Genomic DNA, 19,438 nt, shown 5'->3' on the forward strand with positions numbered 1-19,438 from the left:
GGAGACCTCGACGCCTACCCGGGGACCCCGACGTTGCCGACCGCTACACGCTCAGCTGCGATGAGCCCGTTTTGGAGGAGACTCATGCCGTACCGCCCGGAAGACCAGTTGACAGCATCCCGGTTCCAGATCGGTGTCGCCGAGGCGATCGACGTCTGGTCGAAGGCCCTCGCGGGTGCGCACGAACGCGGGGATAGGCAAGCCGCCGAAAGCGCACTCGATCGCATCGCCCTGGCGGCGCGTCTGGGACGAAGGGAGATCGCCCGGTCGCACCGTACGCAGCCGTCGCAGAAGTGATCCGTAACAGGGCGCGCATGTTCCGCGGCGGCAGACCTTCGGGGCAACGCCCACCCCACGCGGTGCGGACGGCAACCCACCAGCGAGGTCGCCATCCGCACCGCGTACGGCTCAGTCGCTCAAGGTGACCTGATCCACCATCAGGTGGCCCCAAGCCCCGGTGGCGTCGTCGAGGATCTGGAACTGCGCCGCCCTGCCGGCCAGATCTCGCACGTCCCACTCGACATGGCGGAGATGGGCGGTGTCCTCGCCGGTAGCGGTGCGCACCGGCTGCCCGTCGACGAGCAGTTGGACGGATGTCGTCGGCTCCACGCCCAGCGGGTGGCTGCCGCCGCCGACCTGGAAGTGGACGAAGTTGCGGTCGATCGTGAACGGCGGCGAGGTGATCGTGCCCGTCGCGCTGTCGCCGCCGCCCGCGAAGGTGTCGGCAACTCGTGCACCCACCTGCCCGCTCAAGTCGGCCGCGCTGGTGCCCGCTGCGGCGAGGTCTCCCGTCGCTGTCCAGCCTTCGCCCCACGCCGAGCCCTCGAAGTCCGCGATCAGCTTCGCCGGGCGTTGGGCGACGCTGCCGAACTCGGTGATGGTCAGATCGCGGAAGACGGCGGGCCCGCCGGACGTATAGAGCGCGAGGCCGTCATCTCCCGGCGGGGCGAAGACCTGGCTGGAGTGCACGTACCGGCCGTCGTCGATGAACAGCTCGATCGTGGTGCGGTCGACGAGCACGCGCAGGCGCACCGTGCCGCGGCGGCCGTCGAACGGGGTGCGGCTCTCGGTCTTCCACGTGCCCGCCGGGTACCCCGTCTGACCGCGGTTCAGGTAGGCGTAGTCGCGGGTCACGCCGGCATCCGCGTGCCGCGAGCCGTCGGCCGAGCGGCGCAGCTGCATCCCGATGTTCGCGGCCTGCTCCCACGTGACCTCGGCCTCGAGGCGGTAGGCGTCGCCCTCGTAGGCGAGCGGCAGGAAGCCGTCGACGGTCACGTCGCCCAGCTCGGTGCGGCTCGTGGCGATCCGATCGAGCGCGGCCACCGGCTGCGAGACGAGACTGAACTCCGACCCGAACCGCTTCAGCCGCAGCTCTCGGGTGATCGAGTCGGTGCCGTTGAAGCCGCCCGCTGCCCACGTCGGCGTCGAGTGCGCGTAGTCCCAGTTGTTCATCCACCCCACCGCGAGGCGACGATCCAGCGGAGCCGCAGGGTCCTCCCATGTGACGGCCCCGTACCAGTCGAAGCCGTGGTCGAGCCACTGGGGCGCGGTCTGATCGAACGCGAACGACGTGCCATCGAACTCGCCCGTCCAATAGGCGAACGTCGCCGGCTCGCCGGTGGCGTAGCCGTTCGCGCTGACGCCGAAGACCCACTTCAGGGTGCCGTCGTCCGCGCGGATCCGGAACAGGTCAGGACACTCGATCGTGCCGATCCCCGTGTTGACGTACTCCCACGCGCGCGACCACGTCTTGAGATCCGGCGAGGTGTAGAAGCTCACGCGGTCCCGCTCTGCGATGAGCGCCACCCAGCGTTCGCGCTCCTCGTCCCAGATGACCTTGGGATCACGGAAGTCGGCTCGCCCTCCATTCGGGATCACAGGGTCCTCGCCGTACGGCCGGAAGTTGCGCCCGCCGTCCGTCGAGTACCAGAGGAACTGCGCCTGCGGCCCCTTCGCCGTCGCCTGCTGCTCCGGCGTCGGATGATCCATCTGCGTCACGAGCATCACCACGGCTCCGGCGCCGAAGCCGGCGGTATTCTGCGCGTCGACCACCGCCGACCCCGACCAGAGGTCGTAGTTCGCGTTGGTCTTCTTCTCGGCGGCGGCCCCCTGGTCGGCGAACACGACGCCGTCGTACGAGGTCGCGAGACGCCACGCGGTGCCGTGGTTGGCACTGGGGTCGGCGTCGTAGTCGGCGTTGTACAGGTAGTAGTAGTGGAACTTCCCATCGATGAAGACCGGACGCTGCGGGTCGTTCTTCCAGTGGTCCGGCACCGTGAAGTGATACTGCGCCCGGTACTCGTCGGCGGTGTCCGCGGTGGCAGGCACGCCGCGCCGCCGCCGACACCGACGGCCACGCCCGCGGCCCCTGCGGCGAATGCGCCGACGAGCAGGACCGCGAGCCTGCGTGCTGAAGCTGACATCATCGTCATCCTTTGATCGAGCGGACGTCCGTCCCGCCCGAGGCGGGCGGCCGGGGCCCGTCCGCGAGACCCCGCCGTTCGTGTCAGGCGGCCGGGGCCCGTCCGCGAGACCCCGGCCGTTCGTGTCAGGCGGCCGGCACCCGAGCGGTGTCGAGCACGACCAGCCGATCGCGCTCCCAGCCGACGGGCATCGGGTCGGTGATGCCGCCGACGAACTCGCCGTCGGCGCCCTCGTTGCGGAACGCGAACAGCAGCCATTGCCCATCCGAGCGGCGACGCAGCAGGCGCCCGACGTAGAGGCTCTGGTCCGTGAGCGGATAGGCGGCGTCCACGTCGTACGGGCCCAGCAGCCCGCCCGCCGGCACCGCCCACGTGCCGCCCCGGCTGTCGCGCCGGGAGGGTGTGGTGTGCTCGCCGAGGCACGAGAAGATCAGCACCGGGCGCCCGTCGACCACCTCTGCCTGGAACACCTCGAGCTGCCCGAAGCCGTTCTCGCTCGGCGCGCTGAGCGGCTCGCGCAGCTGCCACGTGCGCAGGTCGGCCGACCACGCGTGACCCACCACGCCGCGGCCGAGGACGGGGCCCTCCGCCGCGCGCGCCGTGATCAGCATGTGCCAGCCCTCGCCCTCCGGATCGGCGAAGACCCACGGATCGCGGAACGCCTCGTCGTGCCAGGCTCCGCTCGAGAGCTTCTCGTACCAGGGGCCGCGGGCCTCGAGCACCGGCCCCTCCGCCTTGGTCCACACGTCGAGGTCGGGCGAGGTGGCATAGCCGATGCGCTGCACGTTCTTGCCGTCGGCCGCGAGCGACGAGCCCGTGTAGAACATGAACCACGTGCCGTCCGGATGACGCACCACCGACCCCGTCCAGGTCGCCAGATCGTCGAACGCGGGAGCGTCGCTGCGCACGAGGGCGTCCGCCACCTGCGTCCATTCGACGAGGTCGGTGGACACCGCGTGCCCGACGGAGGCGCGGTAGTGCCGGGCGTCCGGGTCGTGCAGGGCCCGCGAGGCGTACAGGAAGAACAGGTGATAGCGGTCGCCGTCATCGGCGAACCAGTAGTCCCAGACCCAGGAACCGGGAAGGTCGAACACGGTGGACTCCTTCGAATCGTGCGCCTGAGGGCGCGCGGAGATAGCGGGGCGGCCGGATGGCCGCGGTCAGTCGGCGGGTCAGGGCAGGAGGGCGTCGAGCTCGTCACGCCGCGGCGGATCCGCCCCCGGACGCGAAACGGTGACGGCCGCCGCCGTCGCGCAGCGGCGCAGCAGCGCCTCGAGAGCGCGCGTGTCGAGGCCGCCGTCCGGCGCGCGCAGCGCCCCGGCCAGCCCGCCGCGTTCGGCGACGCCGTCGATCAGCACGCCCATGAACGTGTCGCCGGCGCCCACGGTGTCGACGACCGCGGTCGCCACGGCCGGCACCCGCACCACGTCACCCCGCCGGGTCACGGCGACCGCGCCGTCCGCACCGAGGGTCACCACCACGAACGCCGGACCGAGCGACGCCCACTCCCGGGCGATGTCGACGACGTCGCGCCCGGGGTGAAGCCACTGCAGATCCTCGTCGCTCGCCTTCACGACATCCGCCAGGCCCACGAGCTCGGTGACCCGCGCCCGCACGCCATCGGGGTCGTCGACGAGGGATGGCCGGATGTTCGGGTCGTACGTCACCGTCGCCCCGGCGCGCGCGCCGCGCACGATCTCGCGCACCTGGTCGCCCCCGGGCGCCAGCAGCGCGCCGATGGACCCCACGTGGACGAGGCCCGCCGACCGCTCGACGAGCGCCCGCAGTCGCGGAAGGTCGGGCCCGAGATCCCATGCGATGTCGAACGCGTACGTCGCCGACCCCGTCGCGTCGAGACGAGCGGTCGCGCTCGCCGTGCGCGGGGCGTCCGCGGCGGCGACATCGGCGCCCGACTCCCCGAGCCAGCGCCGCAGCACCCCGCCGCGGTCGTCGTCCCCGAGCCGGGTGACCAGCAGGGGCGCGCGCCCGAGCCGTCCGAGGGTGAGCGCCGTGTTCGCGGCACTGCCGCCGGGCGCCTCGTGCACGGCGCCGTCCGCGCGGTGGACCACGTCGACGAGGGCCTCGCCGACGACGACGATGCGCTCTGCGCCGCTCATCCCTTCACCCCGCTCGCGGCGATGCTGCTGACGAACGCCCGCTGGAACACCAGGAACACGATCAGCACCGGAATCGTGATGAGCGACGTGTACGCCATCACCTCGCCCCAGGCGGTGTTGAGCTGGAAGAAGTACTGCATGCCGACCATGACCGGCCGCAGCTCCTCCTTCTGCACCACCATCAGCGGCCAGAGGTACTGATTCCACGCGGGCAGGAAGGTGAGGATCGCCACGGTGGCGAACGCGGGGCCCGACAGCGGGACGAGGATGCGCGCATAGATCGTGAACCAGCTCGCGCCGTCGATCCGCGCCGCCTCGTCCAGCGACTTCGGGATCGTCGAGAAATACTGCGTGAACAGGAAGATCGAGAAGGCGTTCGCGATGAACGGCACGATCTGCACCTCGTACGTGTTGAGCCAGCCGAAGTCGTACTTCAGCACCCCGCCCTCGAAGACGAGGGTGGGAAGCTGCGCGACCCAATAGACCATCGGAACGGCGATCGTCTCGAACGGCACGATGAGCGTCGCGATCACGAAGGCGAGGACGACGGCGCGTCCCTTCCACTCCAGCCGGGACAGCGCGAAACCCGCCATGGAATTGATCAGGAGGCCGAGGCCCACGGTCAGCACCGTCACCAGCACCGAGTTGAACAGGAACTGGGCGACCGGCACGCGATCGAAGACGCCGAAGTAGTTGTCGAGGCTGATGTCGCCGACCGGCAGGAACGCCGCGGGCGAATCGATGTCCTGCAGGATCTGCGCGTCGGGCTTGAGGCTCGACACGAACATGAACACGAGCGGGAACAGGAAGAACAGGGCGAGCACGGTCATCGCGGCATAGGTGAAGACCTTGCCCCGGGTGCGGCGCGACGACTCGCTCGCCGCGGAGGCGACCGCGCGGCGGCCGCCGGGCGCCGTCGTGAGGGTGCGTGTGGCGGACATGCTCAATCCTTCTCTCGCGTGATCCAGCGCTGCACGAGCGCGACGGCGAGCACGGCCACGAAGAAGATCAGCGAGATCGCCGCGGCGTACCCGATCTCCTGCTGCTCGTATCCCTTGCGCACGGCGTGGAAGACGATGGTCGAGGTCGAGCCCGTGGGGCCGCCCTGCGTCATCACGTCCACCTGGACGAACAGGCCGAGGGCCGCGATCGTGATCGTCACGAGCACGAAGACCATGGTGGGACGCAGGCCGGGCCACGTGACGTTCGTGAACTGCCGCCAGGGGCTCGCCCCGTCCATCCGGGCCGCCTCGTAGAGCTCCTCCGGGATCGTCTGCAGGCCCGAGAGCCAGATGATCATGTGGAAGCCGACGGCCTGCCAGATGGACAGCACGATGATGGCGCCGAGCGCCGTGCTGGGGTTGTTCAGCCAGTCGACGCCGCTCCACGCACCGAACGTGAGCGTGTCGATCATCGAGTTGACGAGCCCGTCCTTCTGGTACATGAACTTCCAGAGGATCGACACGACGACGATCGACGTCACCACCGGGATGAAGAAGATCACGCGGAAGAGCGTGGTGCCGCGCATCCGGCGGTTCACCAGCACTGCGAGCACCAGACCGAGTCCCGCTTGGACGGGAACGACGACGAGCGCGAAGAGGAAGGTGTTCCACGCCGACTGCAGGAACACCGGATCGGCGGTGAACGCGCGCACGAAGTTGTCGAGCCCGACGAACCGCGGCGGGTTCGGCGAGATCAGGCGCGCGTTCGTGAACGACAGAGTGAACGCGAGGATCACCGGGACGACGAGGAACAGGACGAGGAGGATCGCGGCGGGGGCCATCATGCCGAGGCCCGCCCACGTCTCGCGTCCCTTCGAGGAGCGGAAGCGACGGAACGCGCGCCGAGGGGTCTCGGCGGCAGTCGTCGGAGGGGTGACTGTCATCGGGTCTGCTTTCGTGGGACGCCGGGGGCCTTCCGGCCCCCGGCGTCGGTGAGTCACTCGAAGCCGTAGCCGTCGTTCGACTCGATGTTGGCGTCGATCTGGGCGACCGCGTTGTCGAGCGTCTGCTTCACATCCGCGCCGCTCATGATGTCCTTCGCCGCGGTCTCGAACGTCGACGAGATCACCGCGTACGCCGGGGTCTCGGGACGCAGCACCGCATACTCCTGCGAGAACTCGACGAACGGACGCAGCACGCCGTCTTCGCCGAAGTACTTCGACGCCTCGGCGGCACTCTCGGTGGCCGGGATCACGATCTGCTTGTCGGCGAACTGCGTCACGTACTCGTCCTGGAACGAGAACTCGAGGTACGCCCGCGCACCCTCCGGGTCGTCGCACGACGACGAGATGGCCCACTGCCACGAGCCGCCGCCGATCTTCGGCCCCTCACCGAGGTCGACCGGGGGCAGGATGAGCAGGTCGTCGCCGATCGCATCCACCGACGCGAGGGCGTTCCACACGCCCGTGTAGCTGAGCGCGACGTCGCCGTCGACGAACTCCTGGTTCCCCACGGTGCCGCCGGCATCCGCGTAGCCTTCCTCGAACAGGCCCTGGAACCACTCGCCCCAGGCCACCGCCTCCTCGCCATTGAGCACGCCATCGGCGGAGAGCATGGAGTCGCGGTCGACGAGGTCGCCGCCGAAGCTCTGAAGGAGCGGCGAGTACGCGTACGGCCACCACTCGCCTGTGTCCTCGGCGCCGATGTCGATGGGGGTCTCGTATCCGGCCGCCTTCAGCGTGGCGAGGATCTCGGTGAACTCGTCCTTTGTCCAGGGGTCCTCGGCGGTCGGGATGCGGATGCCGTTCTCGTCGAGCACCGACTTGCGCGCAAAGATGCCGAGCGCTGCGTCCCAGTACCCGGCCGAGTAGATCTCGCCGTCCCACTTGCCGACCGCCGTGGGCAGCAGCGAGTCGGTGATGTCGCTCGAGATGCCGAGAGGCTGCAGGTAGCCTGCCCACGCCCAGTTCGGCATGATCGGCCCGTCGAGATCGAGCAGGCACGGGAGGTCGCCCGAGGTCGCGGCAGCGACGATGGCGTCGTTGTAGGCGCCCTGCGGGAACGACTCGTGCACGACCTCGTACTCGTCCTGCGAGGCGTTGAAGTCGTCGATGATCTGCTCGTAGACCTCAAGCTCGGCGGGGTTGCCGGCCGAGTGGGTCCACATGGTGAGCGGGGTCTTGCCGTCCGCCGTCGTGGCGTCGCCCTGACCGGCCTGCCCGCAGCCGGTGAGGGCAACGGCGGTGACGAGCCCGGCCGAGAGGACGAGCGGGATTCTGCTGCGCATGGGTGTGGTTTCCTTTTCTTGGTGACTCACGCCTGCGTGAGTCACCGATCGAGAGCCGCCTCCGGCGGCTGATCGGTGTGTGAAGCCCGTCGCCGGTTCGGTTTGGCGACTTGCGCCGGCGGCGGGCCGACAGAGTCTCGTCGGATGACGGGACACTCCATCAGGTGCGTGGCGTCCACATCCCCCTCCGCACGGACGCCGAGCGCGACCTCCATCGCCCAGCGACCCATGGCGTAGTGGGGCAGGGCGACGGTGGTGAGGGGAGGATCCTGCTCCGCCGCGATGAGCTGCTGGTCGTCGTAGCCGACGACGGACAGGTCGCGGGGAATGTCGAGACCGCGGCGGTGCGCGGCGATGTAGACGCCGGCCGCGATGCGGTCGTTGAAGCAGAAGATTCCGGTCGGACGCTGGTCCGGCGGCAGGTCGAGCAGGGCCTCCGCGGCGGCACGTCCACCGTGCGCGGAGGTCTGGGCCCGGACACGCAGGGCGGGGTCGACAGGGATCCCGGCCTGCTCGAGCACCTCGACGTAACCCTCGTAGCGCAGGGACGAGGCGATGGGCGTCGTGGCGTCGTCGGTGTCGATGTAAGCGATGCGGCGGTGCCCCGCCTCGACCAGCTCGCGGACGGCGGCCGCGCCTCCCGCGCGATCGTCGGGAACCACGCTGCGGTGCCCGCCCGCGCTCGGGCGGCAGTCGAGGAACACAGTCTTCGCCGGCAGTCCCTGCGGGGCATCGACCACGCGGTGCCACATGCACGCGTAGATCATGGCGTCCACTTGCTGAGCCGCGAGTGCGCGCACAGCCTCGGACTCGATCGATGCGTCGCCGCCCGTGTCCACCAGGAAGACGAGATGTCCGTGCTCGCGCGCGACATCCTGCGCACCGGCGAGCATGCGCCCCGCGAAGGGGGTCGTGGCGATCTGGTCGGAGATGAGACCCACGGTGCGTGTGCGCTGGGTGCGCAGGCCCCGGGCGACCGAGCTGGGCTCGTAGCCGACCGCGCGCGCCGCCTCGCGCACACGGTGGCGCGTCTCCTCGGGGATGCGCGCCTCGACGTCATTCATCACAAGCGAGACCGTGGTCACCGAGACGCCGGCGGCAGCCGCCACGTCGGAGATCCGGACCCTCGCCATCGCGGGCACCTCTCTGTGCTGAAGATCTCTGTGCTGAAGTTTGCTAAATCGATTTAACGCGTCGGAACTGATTGTGGACCACGCCACCGCGTCTCGTCAAGACGAGCATCCGGCCGCCGCTGCCGGGTGCTGCCGGGCGACGGCCGTCACCGCCTACGCTGGCGGAGCGAGCGATGAGCCGGCTACCCGACGCGTCGGGATCAAGGATGTCGCCGCCGCGGCCGGCGTCTCGCCCACGACCGTCTCGAACGCTCTCAGCGGCGCTCGAGCGGGCCGGCATCGCCGTGGACGAGTCGCTCATCTCCCGCACCAGCGCCGACACCGAGGGTGGCCGCGGGGCCGCGGCCGAGCTGCTGGATCGCCCTGATCGGCCCACCGCCGTCTTCTGCTTCAACGACGAGGTGGCGATGGGCGTCTACCAGGTCGCCGCCGCGCGCTGCTGCCGCCCCTCACCACGGTGGCCCTCCCCCACTACGACATGGGCCGGTGGGCCGTGGAGCGGCTGCCCGATCTGATCGACGGCACCGCCCCGGAGCCGGCGCAGACCGCCCTGCGGGGGTACGCTCATCGCGCGGGGTTCGGTCGCTCCCCCGGCCTGAGCCTCACCACCGCTCGGGAGCGGCGACTCGGAGCGGCGCGGCGCTGATCCGCTCCGCGACCGTGCCGCCTCCGACGGACGAGACGGACACGGCCCGATCGCCCGCCCCGAGGAAGGCCAGGCTGCTCACGGCGGCGACGTCATCCTGAGTGAACACCTCGATCGAGGACCGGTCCACGATCACGTCCAGCCGGATCGCACCGTCCTCGGTCGCGACGCGCTCCGTGCGGATCCGCCGGTACTCGTCGGGCATCCCCGATGCCGCCGCATCCGCATCCCGCGCCAGGAACACCGCCTCGCGCGCGAAGTCGTATCCGACGGTCGCGAAGGATCCGTCGGATCCGGCGATGCGGATGCGCGCCTCGCGCACGGGCCCATCCGGATCCTGGCGAAGCGACATCCACAACCGGAACGCATCGCCGTCGGGCAGCGCCACCTCCTTGGCGGATCCCGCCGTGACCGTCGCGTCCGCCGTGCCGATCGCCGCGCCCTCGAGCCTGCCGAGCTAGGCCGACCGGACGAGACGCGAGGACGAGCGCGCCGTCGCGGTCCCGCAGCGTCAGCTCGCGCGGCAGGGACATGACGCCTCCCGGCCAGTCGCTCGTCGGCAGCTCTCCGGCGTACGCCCAGTTGTTCATCCAGCCGATCACGTACCGCCGCTCCAGCGGGTGCTCGACGTCGGGCCACGTGCCGCGGCATAGAAGGCGGCGCCGCCGTCGAGCCAGCGCGGCTCGTCGGCGTCGGGCGTGAAGTCCTGCCCGTCCCAGGCCCCCGGTCCAGTAGGCGTAGCCGGTGGTGCGGCCGTGTTGCTCGCCATTGGCGCTGACCCCCAGCACCCAGGTGGTGCGCTCGGGATCCCCCTCGACGGCCATGGGGAACAGGTCGCCACGCACGCGATCGTGACCTTCGGCCCCAACATCCGGCCGGCTCTCGTTGGAGAACATGGTGCCGCCGTGGAGCAGGTGCTGCGCCTGGCGCGGCACGCGCACGTGGTGAACCTGAGCGACGAGGATGCCGCGTGGCTCCGGCCCGACAGGGCGCCTGAGCAGGTCGCCGACCTGCTGCTGGAGAACGGGTCATCCCTGGTGGCGATCACTCTCGGCGGGGATGGCGCGATCGCGGCCGCCCCCGTGCGCGCGGCCGTCGCCGGCCCGGCGGTCCAGGTCGTCGACACGGTGGGTGCCGGCGACACGGTCATGGCGGCTCTCATCCACCGCCTCGCGGCGGATCCGTCGCTCGTCGGGCACCCGAGCGAGGGAGTGCTGGAGCAGGCGCTGGTCTTCGCCACGACCGCCGCCGCCATCACCGTGCAGCGCGCCGGAGCCGACCTCCCCGACGCCGCCGAGGTGACCTCCGCGCTGAGCGAGCGGAGGGGTTCCCGCTGAGCTCGAGCACGCGACGGTAACGGTTCGGCAACGGCGTTTTGCGTCAACGCGTTTGACGCTCGTACGGTCACATCAATCGTTTGACGAAGCCGGTCAAACGATTGATGCCGAAGGAGTCGTCGTGATCACGTTGAAGGACCTCGCTGCCGCGGTGGGCGTCTCGGCGTCCGCCGTGTCGCTCGTCCTCAACGATCGCCATGAGGGACGGGTGAACGCGCAGACCGCCGCGCGCATCCGCCACGCGGCGGACGACATGGGCTACATCCCGAACCAGCTCGCTCGCGGGCTGAAGACCAAGCGCACGCACACGATCGGCGTACTGAGCGATCGGGTCGCCAGCGTGCCGTTCGCCGGGCGGATGCTCGAGGGCGTGCAGGGTGTCGCGTGGGAATCGGGCTACCTGGCGATGATCATCGACACGACGAACCGCACCGAGCTGCTGGAGCAGTCGTCGCGCTCACTGCTGCAGCGCGACATCGACGGGCTCATCGTCGCGGCCGAGTTCCACCGCGCTGTCGACCTGCCCGTCGTGCCGCCGACCATCCCGGTCGTGGTGCTGGATGGCTTCCCCTCCGACGAGAGGATCGCCGACGGGGTGGTCCCCGACGAGCGTGGCGGCGCCTACGCCGCCACGGCTCACCTGGCCGAGGCCGGGCACCGGCGGATCGCGTTCTGCAATGTCGGCGACGACGCGTACGTGGCATCGACGCTTCGACGCACGGGGTACCTCGAGGCGCTCAGCGCGCACGGCATCGCGTCCGACCCCAGCCTCGTCCTCACCCTGGGCGACACCGCGACCGCGTCGGCATACGGACCGGTGCGGGCACTGCTCGAGCGCAGCGATCGGCCGACCGCGGTCTTCTGCTTCTCGGATCAGATCGCGTTCGCCGTCTACCAGGCCGCGGGAGACCTGGGCATGCGGATCCCCGACGACGTTTCCGTCGTGGGCTTCGACGACCAGCGATTCATCGCCGACGCCCTGCGTCCGGGCCTCACCACCGTCCGGCTGCCCCATCACGACATGGGCGCGTGGGCCGCGAAGCGCATCATCGACCGCCTCCACGGCGAGGTCACCGCCCCACCGGGCATCGAGACCCTTCCCTGTCCCCTCGTCGTCCGGGCGTCCGTCGGCCTGCCGTCCGCCTAGATCCGTCCGCCCATCGTCCGGCCGCACACCGTGTGCGCCCGGTGTCCGTCGTGCCCATGCGCCGGACCTTCTGAGAAGAGGAGAGAAATGAGAGTGACAACCCGCAACGCCCTGCGTGGGGTCGTCGGCACCGTCGCCGCGACCGCCGTGGCGGTCTCCCTTGCCGGATGCGCTGGCAGCGATGCAGGCGAGGGAGGCGACAAGACCTTCACGATCCTTCAGTACGAGAACCCCGAGACCGCCCAGGGCCAGGGATGGCAGCTCGCCCTGGAGCTGTTCAAGAAGAAGCACCCGGATGTCGAGGTCGACTTCCAGACGACGAGCTTCGACGCCGCCCGCCAGAACGCGAAGATCACCCTCACGGGCGGCGACGTGCCCGACGTCATCGAGTTCAACAAGGGCAACGCAGACGGCGGCCAGCTCGCCGCCCAGGGCCTGCTGGCTCCGCTGACGGATGTCGCGAAGGCGCGCGGCTGGGACGAGAAGATCACCGGCGCCATGCAGGCCTTCGCCCAGTACGACGAGCAGGGGCTGGCTGGGTCGGGCGACTGGTACGGCGTCCCGAACATCGGCGAGTACGTGATGTTCTACTACAACAAGGAGCTGTTCGCCGAGGCGGGCATCACCGAGGAGCCCACCGACCTCGACGAGTTCGAGGCCGCGATGGACAAGCTCCTCGCCGCGGGCATCACGCCGATCTCCTCCTCCGCCGCGACCAGCCAGGGCTTCAACCAGATGTGGGTCTGGTACTCGCTCGTCTCGGCGGGCGCCGATCGGACCTCGATCGACGACTTCATGTTCCTCCGCGAGCCCGTCGACTTCTCGGCCAGCCCGTGGAGTGACGCCGCGGAGCGGTTCCAGGAGTGGATCGACAAGGGCTACGTCGGCACCGAGCTGGGCGGGCTGAACTTCGAGCAGGCCACCGTGAACTTCCTCAGCGGCGACAAGGCGATGCTGATCTGGAACCAGGGCGAGTTCGCGCGCATCCGCGAGCAGGCCGACTTCGACTGGGGTTACTTCACCCTGCCGGGCGCCAACATGCAGATGGGCTCGAGTGGGCACCTCTGGGGCGTGCCCGCCAACGCCACGAACAAGGAGCTGGCGTACGACTGGATCGACATCACGCTGAGCGAAGAGGTGCAGAACAAGATCGGCCAGCTGGGCGGCCTGCCGTTGGCGGGTGACGCCTCGACGATCGAGGACGAGCTCACGCGTGAGTACACCGAGCGCTTCAACGAGCTGCTCGACGCCGACACTCTGAGCTTCTACCCGGACTACCCGGTGCCCGGATTCCTCGACTTCATCCAGTCGGGGATGCAGGCGATGTCGAACGGCAACATGACCGCCGACGAGTGGACCGCCGAGCTCCAGAAGTTCTACGACGAGGGCCGCGACGTCGCTCTCGCCGGCTGAATCCGTGGGGGCCCGCCCCGCGGGCCCCCACCTCCCCGGAGGACACACCATGGCTGCACGCCTCAGAAGCCCTCGCCGCTCGCTCGAGCACCGCGGCGCCTACTGGCTCTATCTGCTCCCCCTCGCCGCAGGGTTCGTCATCGTCGTCGCGGCCCCGTTCGCGATGAACGTCTACACCAGCCTGTTCCACTGGAAGGGCGGCCAGGCGCCCATGCGGTGGGCCGGGCTGGACAACTACCTCACACTGTTCACCGACGAGACCTTCTGGCGGTCGTTCCAGAACAGCGTGGCGATGATCGTCGCGATCACGGTCATCCCGACGATCATCGGCATCCTCCTCGCAGCGCTGCTGTTCGACTACCTCGGGCGCCGGTTCGGCGACCGAGCCATCGCCGTGCTCCGCGCGACGTACTACCTGCCGCAGATCCTGCCGATCGCCGTCGCCGGCTTCATCTGGTCGACGATCCTGAACACGCAGCAGGGCTCGCTCAGCCTCATGCTGCGCAGCCTCGGCATCCAGGATCCGCCGGACTGGCTCGGCGATCCCGGCATCGCCGTCTACAGCGTCATGCTCATGCTGGTGTGGCTGCAGATCGGCTACCCCGTCGTCATCTTCATGTCGGCGCTGCAGCGCGTCGATCCGGAGCTCTATGAGGCGGCGGAGCTCGACGGCGCCGGCTGGTGGCGGCGGTTCCAGGCGATCACGATCCCTCAGATCCGACCCGAGATCTTCGTCGTGGTGCTCACCGCCACGATCGCCGCGCTGAAGGTCTTCGCGCCGATTCTCATCCTGACCGGCGGCGGCCCGGAGAACTCCACGGTCGTTCCGTCCTACTACGCCTACCGCAGCTTCTTCGAACTCTCTCGCGTCGGCTACGGCTCGACCATCGCCACCGTGATGTCGCTCGTCATTTTCATCGTCGCCGCGGTGATGCTCACCTGGCAGCATCGCGAAACCCGGAAGGAGCCCCGCTGATGTCGGCAACGCTCGCCCCCGCTCCGCGATCGAGCCGCAGAAGGCGGACGCCGCTGAACTGGCTCATGCTGGCGCTCGCCGTGACGGTGGCCGTCCTGATGGCCGCACCCTTCCTGCTGCTCGTGCTGAACGCGTTCAAGACCGGCGCCGACTACAGCACGAACGGCCCCCTGGCGTGGCCGACCACCTTCACGTTCGAGGCGTTCACGAGCTATCTGAGCCGGGTCGACTTCCCTCGCGCCCTGTGGAACTCCGTGCTGAGCTCGACCGTGATCGCCTTCGCCGGCACCGCGCTGGCGCTGCTCGCGTCCTACGCGATCGGGATCGGCCGGATCCGCGCCAACACCGCCATCACAGCGCTGCTGCTCGTCGCGACGATGGTGCCGCACGAGGCCCTGATCTATCCGCTCTTCTACGGAGCGCAGGCGACCGGGCTGCTGAACTCCATCTGGTCGATCGTCGTCGTGTTCATCGTGCTCTGGGCCGCCTACGGCACGTACATCCTCTCGAGCGTGATGTCGACCTTCCCGCGGGAGGTGCTCGAGGCTGCTGCGATCGACGGAGCGGGACGCTGGCGCATCCTGTGGACCGTGGTGTTCCCGATCGTCCGTCCCACCCTCACCGTGCTCGTGGTGTTCACCTTCATCTGGTCGTGGAACGAGTTCTACATCCCGCTGATCCTGCTCGGCGATCCGGCGTCGCAGACGGTGCCCATCGCGCTGTCCACCCTCCGCGGCCAGCACTCCATCGACATCACGGTCGTCAACGCCGGCTCGCTGCTGTCTCTCATCCCGACCCTCGTGTTCTTCCTCATCTTCCAGCGCACGATCAGCCGCGGCGTGACCGCGGGCGCTGTCAAATGACCCTCATCCCACCGAGAACGAAAGAGGCTTCATGCCGATCCAGTGGAACTCCCTCCGCAACGACGGGACGCGCCGCAGTCGCGCCATCAACGCAGAGAACCCGACGGGAGCGCCCGGCTCCGCCGGCACCGCCAGCTCGCACCTCGGCCCTGGCCGGAAGGGCAGCGCGTGGTACGCCCTGCCTGCCGGCGACACCGTGACGCTCGCCCAGATCGACGGGCCCGGGGTGATCCGGCACATCTGGATCACGGTGACCGACAAGACGCCGTCGGGGCCGTTCGTGCTGCGCGACCTCGTCCTGCGGGCGTACTGGGACGGCTCAGAGCACCCCTCCGTCGAGGTGCCCCTGGGCGACTTCTTCTGCAACGGATTCGGCGAGCGCGCCCTCGTCACGTCGGAGCCGATCGTGGTCGCCCCCACGGGAGGCATGAATTCCTACTTCCCGATGCCGTTCCGCACCGGCGCGCGCATCGAGCTGAGCAGCGAGCACGGCGAGGACCTCGGCCACGTGTTCTTCCAGATCGACTACACGACCGGCGACGACTTCGACGAGTGGCCGGGGTACTTCCACGCGCAGTGGCGTCGCAGCAACGGATCCACCGCGCCGGGCGAGGATCACGTCATCCTGGACGGCGTCGAAGGCAGCGGCACCTACGTCGGCACCTACGTCGCCCTCGCATCGCTGCAGCGCTACTGGTGGGGCGAGGGCGAGGTGAAGTTCTTCGTGGACGGCGACACCGATCTGCCCACGCTGTGCAGCACGGGGCTGGAGGACTACGCCGGCGGCGCATGGGCGTTCCAGGACGCCCTGCGCGCCGACCCGGAGCCGCGTGCGCTCACCTTCTCGGCACCGTATTTCGGATACCCCTTCAGCAGTGCGACGGACACGACGCGAGCGTCGGAGTTCACGACCGCGATGATGCCCATGCACGGCCTGTACCGCTGGCACCTTCCCGACCCGATCTACTTCCAGGAGCGGCTCCGCGTCACGGTTCAGCAGATCGGCACCTGGGACCACGGGCTGTTCGAGCGGTCCGATGACATCTCCACGACGGCGTACTGGTACCAGAGCACGGTCAACCGGGCCTTCGCGCCCCTTCCGGCAGCACGCGAGCGCACCCCCCGCTGACCCGCTGCCCCCCGGCGTGTGCCGAGGCGGGACACGTCCCCCTCGGCACACGCCGTTCACGCGGCGCTGCCGCCCGCCGGCGACGCCGGAGGGTTCACGCGGCGCGGCCGGCGCGGCGGCCGAAGACGGCTCCGGCCGCCAGTCCGGAGCCGCCGGGGTAGTTGCCGCTGAACAGCCCGCCGAACATCTCGCCACAGGCGAACAGGCCCGGGATCGGCGACCCGTCCGCGCGGAGTACGCGCCCGTCGATGTCGCCGCGCAGGCCACCGAAGGTGAAGGTGATCCCACATGTCACCGGGTAGGCGTAGAACGGCGGCTTCTCCAGCGGAGAGGCCCAGTTCGATTTGGGCGGCTGCACCTCGGCCCTCCGGCCGTCCCGCACCGTCGGATCGAGCGGCATCGATCTGTCGATCGAGGCGTTGAACGCTTCCACCGTCGCCGTGAAGGCCTGCGCCGGCAGCGGCAGTTCCGGGCGCACTCGCACTATGTGATGCCGGACGGACTCGTGCAATCGTTCATCGACACGATCGGCACGTCCGACGACTTCGTGCGCGACGCACGCTTGGGCCCGACCGTGCGCCTGGATGTCACCGGCGACACGGTGACGGTCGACCGCACCTACGGCGAGGACGGCCTTGGCGCGTGGGCGGATGTCCCGTCCAACGTCGAGCTTCGCGGCGAGCGCAGGTGGTCCCCGCGATGCGGGGTGGGCGGGTGGTCACCCTACGCGAAGTCGTTCGCGGGCGCCATGTCGGCGAAGCGGCTGAAGTGGCCCTGGAACGCGACCTCGATGGTGGCGGTCGGGCCGTTGCGGTGCTTGGCGACGATCAGGTCGGCCTCGCCCGGGCGGGTGTCCTTGTCGTAGACCGAGTCGCGGTGCAGCAGGATCACCATGTCGGCGTCCTGCTCGATCGAGCCCGACTCACGCAGGTCGCTGACCTGGGGGCGCTTGTCGGTGCGCTGCTCGGGTCCACGGTTCAGCTGCGAGAGCGCGATGACCGGCACCTGCAGCTCCTTCGCGAGCAGCTTGAGCGCGCGCGAGAACTCCGAGACCTCCTGCTGACGCGACTCGACGCGCTTGCCGCTCGTCATCAGCTGCAGATAGTCGATGATGACCATCTTCAGGCCCACGCGCTGCTTGAGCCGGCGGCACTTGGCGCGGATCTCGACGAGCGTCATGTTGGGGCTGTCGTCGATGTACAGCGGCGCCTCGTGGATGCGCCCGCGCGTCTGCGCGACCGTGGTCCAGTCGCGCGAGTCGAGCGTGCCCTTGCGGAGGTTCTGGAGGGGGATGGCCCCCTCGGCGCTGAGCAGGCGCATGGCGATCTCGGCCTTGCCCATCTCGAGCGAGAAGAACACGGCGGGCTGGTTGTGCTTGATCGCCGCCGCGCGGGCGAAGTCGAGCGCGAGCGTCGACTTTCCCATCGCGGGACGCGCGGCGACCACGATCATCTGACCGCCGTGGAGGCCGTTGGTCAGCTCGTCCAGCTCGCTGAAGCCGGTCGGCACGCCGGTCATGCTGCCGTCGCGCCCGCTCGCGGCGTCGATCTCCTCCATCGCCGCGTCGACCGCGATCGACAGCGGCACGTAGTCCTCGGTCTTCTCCGCGCCCGTGACGTTGTAGATCTCCGCCTGCGCGCTGTTGACGAGCTCGACGGCCTCGCCCTCGCCCGCGTAGCCCATCTGGACGATGCGCGTGCCGGCGTCCACCAGGCGGCGCAGCAGGGCGCGCTCGGCGACGATGCCGGCGTAGTACCCCGCGTTCGCCGCGGTGGGCACGATGGACGTGAGCGAGTGCAGGTAGTCCGCGCCGCCCGCGCGCTGCAGGTCGCCCGACTTGATGAGCTCGTCGGTGACCGCGACCACGTCGGTGGGCTCGCCGTGCGAGTACAGGGACAGGATCGCCTCGAAGATCACCTCGTGCTTGGGGACGTAGAAGTCGGCCCCCCGCAGCGACTCGATGACGTCGGCGACCGCGTCCTTCGACAGGAGCATGCCGCCCAGCGCGCTCTGCTCGGCCAGCAGGTCGTGCGGAGGGGTGCGCTCCGACTCGCGTCGGCCCCCGAGGCGGTCGTCGGCGATATCGGCGATCGACATGGGGGTGTCCTCTCGAGTGTCGGGTGGTGGCTGCGTCCGTACGGGAGGACAGCAAAGCAGAGACCCCCGACATCCGCCCGTTCACCGTAGGTGCGCCGTTTCCCCCGTGCAAACGACCCTGTGGATAACTCTGTGGAGGACTTGCGGAAACCGCCGACACGTATGTGGAAACACTCTGTGGAGAACTCCGACGCGCCCGGCGGGAGATGACTTTTTTCTCCACGACGATCTGGGGTTTCGAGAACCCACACCCTGTGGATGACGGTGTGATTAAACGTCGGCTTGAAGGTTGGGACGACACGCCGTGGGTGTGTACAACCCCGGCTCATCCACGGGGTGCGGACGGGCGATATGTCAAGGGGAGGTGAACGACTCATGACCACAGAGAATCACCCGCTCGGCTGTGGTCCCCGACAGCCCGGGCACCCCGCGCACCCCGCGCACGCCGTGCACGCAACGCGGGAGGGCGGCACGGGTCCGAAGATCCCGCGCCGCCCCCGGCCCGGTCATCAGCCGCGCGCCAGCCCCAGCTCCGCCAGCTCGGCCTCCGTCAGCATCCGCGAGCGGATCAGGAACCGGTTCCCTGTCGGCGCCTCCACCGAGAACCCGGCGCCGCGCCCGGGCACCACGTCGATCGTGAGGTGGGTGTACTTCCAGTATTCGAACTGCGACTCCGACATGTACACGGGCACCGGGTCGTCGAGCCCGGCGTCGACCTGCCCGAGCAGCACGTCACCTGGACCCGTCAGGTACATGCCGACCGGGAAGCACATCGGCGCACTCCCGTCGCAGCATCCGCCCGACTGATGGAACATCAGCGGCCCGTGCTGCGTCGTCAGGTCGCGCACGAGCGCGGCCGCCGCATCCGTCAGCGCCACCCGCTCGGCCACGGTCATCCGCTCCTCCCCTGGGCCGTTCCATCCGCCCCG

20 protein-coding genes and 2 pseudogenes are annotated in these 19,438 nt (G+C 69.6%); 10 read left to right on the plus strand and 12 right to left on the minus strand.

What is annotated here, in order from left to right:
* Positions 1-84: 84 nt before the first annotated feature.
* Complete coding sequence (locus tag ACYVGN_RS11170) at positions 85-297, plus strand: hypothetical protein (RefSeq protein ID WP_460790813.1); 213 nt, start codon at positions 85-87, stop codon at positions 295-297.
* Positions 298-408: 111 nt separating this feature from the next.
* Here ACYVGN_RS11170 and ACYVGN_RS11175 read toward each other — a convergent pair whose 3' ends face one another.
* The 7 genes from ACYVGN_RS11175 to ACYVGN_RS11205 all read right to left on the minus strand — a co-directional run bounded on the left by ACYVGN_RS11175 (position 409) and on the right by ACYVGN_RS11205 (position 8,988).
* Positions 409-2,328, minus strand: coding sequence for a glycoside hydrolase family 32 protein (locus ACYVGN_RS11175; RefSeq protein WP_460790814.1), 1,920 nt, complete (start codon positions 2,326-2,328; stop codon positions 409-411).
* Positions 2,329-2,548: 220 nt separating this feature from the next.
* Positions 2,549-3,517 carry a family 43 glycosylhydrolase gene (locus ACYVGN_RS11180; RefSeq protein WP_460790816.1) on the minus strand — a complete coding sequence of 323 codons (969 nt, stop codon included), beginning with the start codon at positions 3,515-3,517 and terminating at the stop codon, positions 2,549-2,551.
* A gap of 78 nt (positions 3,518-3,595) precedes the next feature.
* The gene (locus ACYVGN_RS11185) at positions 3,596-4,540 is read right to left on the minus strand and encodes a carbohydrate kinase family protein (protein ID WP_460790818.1); all 945 of its coding nucleotides are present in this window, start codon (positions 4,538-4,540) and stop codon (positions 3,596-3,598) included.
* Positions 4,537-5,481, minus strand: a complete 945-nt coding sequence (locus ACYVGN_RS11190; RefSeq protein WP_460790820.1) for a carbohydrate ABC transporter permease — start codon at positions 5,479-5,481, stop codon at positions 4,537-4,539. Before ACYVGN_RS11190 ends, ACYVGN_RS11185 begins: the two co-directional genes overlap by 4 nt.
* Positions 5,482-5,483: 2 nt before the next feature.
* The gene (locus tag ACYVGN_RS11195) at positions 5,484-6,425 is read right to left on the minus strand and encodes a carbohydrate ABC transporter permease (protein WP_460790821.1); all 942 of its coding nucleotides are present in this window, start codon (positions 6,423-6,425) and stop codon (positions 5,484-5,486) included.
* 53 nt (positions 6,426-6,478) lie between these two features.
* Entirely contained in the window at positions 6,479-7,768 is a 1,290-nt protein-coding gene (locus ACYVGN_RS11200; protein ID WP_460790823.1) for a sugar ABC transporter substrate-binding protein, read from the minus strand.
* 41 nt (positions 7,769-7,809) lie between these two features.
* Complete coding sequence (locus ACYVGN_RS11205; protein ID WP_460790824.1) at positions 7,810-8,988, minus strand: LacI family DNA-binding transcriptional regulator; 1,179 nt, start codon at positions 8,986-8,988, stop codon at positions 7,810-7,812.
* On the opposite strand from ACYVGN_RS11205, the gene ACYVGN_RS11210 reads away from it, so the two are divergent.
* Positions 8,975-9,268, plus strand: coding sequence for a LacI family DNA-binding transcriptional regulator (locus tag ACYVGN_RS11210; protein ID WP_460790826.1), 294 nt, complete (start codon positions 8,975-8,977; stop codon positions 9,266-9,268). The two genes, ACYVGN_RS11205 and ACYVGN_RS11210, sit on opposite strands and share 14 nt — an antisense overlap.
* Entirely contained in the window at positions 9,186-9,416 is a 231-nt protein-coding gene (locus ACYVGN_RS11215; protein ID WP_460790828.1) for a hypothetical protein, read from the plus strand. Before ACYVGN_RS11210 ends, ACYVGN_RS11215 begins: the two co-directional genes overlap by 83 nt.
* Positions 9,417-9,503: 87 nt before the next feature.
* On the opposite strand, the gene ACYVGN_RS11220 is transcribed toward ACYVGN_RS11215, so the two are convergent.
* On the minus strand, positions 9,504-9,935 hold the full coding sequence (locus ACYVGN_RS11220) for a GH32 C-terminal domain-containing protein (protein WP_460790830.1): 432 nt from the start codon (positions 9,933-9,935) through the stop codon (positions 9,504-9,506).
* Between the two features lie 106 nt (positions 9,936-10,041).
* Positions 10,042-10,443: pseudogene (locus tag ACYVGN_RS11225) on the minus strand (glycoside hydrolase family protein); the annotation flags it as partial.
* On the opposite strand from ACYVGN_RS11225, the gene ACYVGN_RS11230 reads away from it, so the two are divergent.
* The 6 genes from ACYVGN_RS11230 to ACYVGN_RS11255 all read left to right on the plus strand — a co-directional run bounded on the left by ACYVGN_RS11230 (position 10,399) and on the right by ACYVGN_RS11255 (position 16,412).
* Positions 10,399-10,884, plus strand: a complete 486-nt coding sequence (locus tag ACYVGN_RS11230; RefSeq protein ID WP_460790832.1) for a PfkB family carbohydrate kinase — start codon at positions 10,399-10,401, stop codon at positions 10,882-10,884. The pseudogene ACYVGN_RS11225 and the gene ACYVGN_RS11230 overlap by 45 nt on opposite strands.
* A gap of 121 nt (positions 10,885-11,005) precedes the next feature.
* Positions 11,006-12,031, plus strand: coding sequence for a LacI family DNA-binding transcriptional regulator (locus tag ACYVGN_RS11235; RefSeq protein WP_460790833.1), 1,026 nt, complete (start codon positions 11,006-11,008; stop codon positions 12,029-12,031).
* A gap of 87 nt (positions 12,032-12,118) precedes the next feature.
* Positions 12,119-13,444: an ABC transporter substrate-binding protein gene (locus ACYVGN_RS11240; RefSeq protein ID WP_460790834.1), complete on the plus strand. Its 1,326-nt coding sequence runs from the start codon at positions 12,119-12,121 to the stop codon at positions 13,442-13,444.
* Positions 13,445-13,493: 49 nt separating this feature from the next.
* On the plus strand, positions 13,494-14,420 hold the full coding sequence (locus ACYVGN_RS11245) for a carbohydrate ABC transporter permease (RefSeq protein ID WP_455970502.1): 927 nt from the start codon (positions 13,494-13,496) through the stop codon (positions 14,418-14,420).
* Positions 14,420-15,283, plus strand: a complete 864-nt coding sequence (locus ACYVGN_RS11250; protein ID WP_455970500.1) for a carbohydrate ABC transporter permease — start codon at positions 14,420-14,422, stop codon at positions 15,281-15,283. The genes ACYVGN_RS11245 and ACYVGN_RS11250 overlap by 1 nt, the downstream gene beginning before the upstream one ends.
* Positions 15,284-15,314: 31 nt before the next feature.
* A complete protein-coding gene (locus ACYVGN_RS11255; RefSeq protein ID WP_460790836.1) occupies positions 15,315-16,412 on the plus strand; it encodes a glycoside hydrolase family 172 protein in 1,098 nt (365 codons plus the stop codon).
* 94 nt (positions 16,413-16,506) lie between these two features.
* Here the strand turns inward: ACYVGN_RS11255 and ACYVGN_RS11260 are convergent, their stop codons facing one another.
* Complete coding sequence (locus ACYVGN_RS11260; protein ID WP_460790849.1) at positions 16,507-16,998, minus strand: FAD-binding protein; 492 nt, start codon at positions 16,996-16,998, stop codon at positions 16,507-16,509.
* Between ACYVGN_RS11260 and ACYVGN_RS11265 the strand changes: the two genes are divergently transcribed.
* Positions 16,903-17,277, plus strand: a complete 375-nt coding sequence (locus ACYVGN_RS11265) for a hypothetical protein (RefSeq protein WP_460790838.1) — start codon at positions 16,903-16,905, stop codon at positions 17,275-17,277. The two genes, ACYVGN_RS11260 and ACYVGN_RS11265, sit on opposite strands and share 96 nt — an antisense overlap.
* On the opposite strand, the pseudogene dnaB reads toward ACYVGN_RS11265, so the two are convergent.
* Both dnaB and ACYVGN_RS11275 read right to left on the minus strand, forming a co-directional pair.
* A pseudogene (gene dnaB / locus ACYVGN_RS11270) lies at positions 17,169-18,509 on the minus strand (replicative DNA helicase); the annotation flags it as partial. The gene ACYVGN_RS11265 and the pseudogene dnaB overlap by 109 nt on opposite strands.
* A gap of 509 nt (positions 18,510-19,018) precedes the next feature.
* On the minus strand, positions 19,019-19,405 hold the full coding sequence (locus tag ACYVGN_RS11275; RefSeq protein ID WP_460790839.1) for a DUF779 domain-containing protein: 387 nt from the start codon (positions 19,403-19,405) through the stop codon (positions 19,019-19,021).
* Positions 19,406-19,438 lie beyond the last annotated feature (33 nt).

Source organism: Microbacterium lacusdiani (assembly GCF_054779895.1).

Bases quoted from the DNA above. Each gene is read 5' to 3' on its own strand.
- ACYVGN_RS11170 (WP_460790813.1), top strand. From the start codon at position 85: ATGCCGTACCGCCCGGAAGACCAGTTGACAGCATCCCGGTTCCAGATC.
- ACYVGN_RS11185 (WP_460790818.1), bottom strand. From the start codon at position 4,540: ATGAGCGGCGCAGAGCGCATCGTCGTCGTCGGCGAGGCCCTCGTCGAC.
- ACYVGN_RS11190 (WP_460790820.1), bottom strand. From the start codon at position 5,481: ATGTCCGCCACACGCACCCTCACGACGGCGCCCGGCGGCCGCCGCGCG.
- ACYVGN_RS11195 (WP_460790821.1), bottom strand. From the start codon at position 6,425: ATGACAGTCACCCCTCCGACGACTGCCGCCGAGACCCCTCGGCGCGCG.
- ACYVGN_RS11200 (WP_460790823.1), bottom strand. From the start codon at position 7,768: ATGCGCAGCAGAATCCCGCTCGTCCTCTCGGCCGGGCTCGTCACCGCC.
- ACYVGN_RS11240 (WP_460790834.1), top strand. From the start codon at position 12,119: ATGAGAGTGACAACCCGCAACGCCCTGCGTGGGGTCGTCGGCACCGTC.
- ACYVGN_RS11245 (WP_455970502.1), top strand. From the start codon at position 13,494: ATGGCTGCACGCCTCAGAAGCCCTCGCCGCTCGCTCGAGCACCGCGGC.
- ACYVGN_RS11250 (WP_455970500.1), top strand. From the start codon at position 14,420: ATGTCGGCAACGCTCGCCCCCGCTCCGCGATCGAGCCGCAGAAGGCGG.
- ACYVGN_RS11255 (WP_460790836.1), top strand. From the start codon at position 15,315: ATGCCGATCCAGTGGAACTCCCTCCGCAACGACGGGACGCGCCGCAGT.
- ACYVGN_RS11265 (WP_460790838.1), top strand. From the start codon at position 16,903: ATGCCGGACGGACTCGTGCAATCGTTCATCGACACGATCGGCACGTCC.
- ACYVGN_RS11275 (WP_460790839.1), bottom strand. From the start codon at position 19,405: ATGACCGTGGCCGAGCGGGTGGCGCTGACGGATGCGGCGGCCGCGCTC.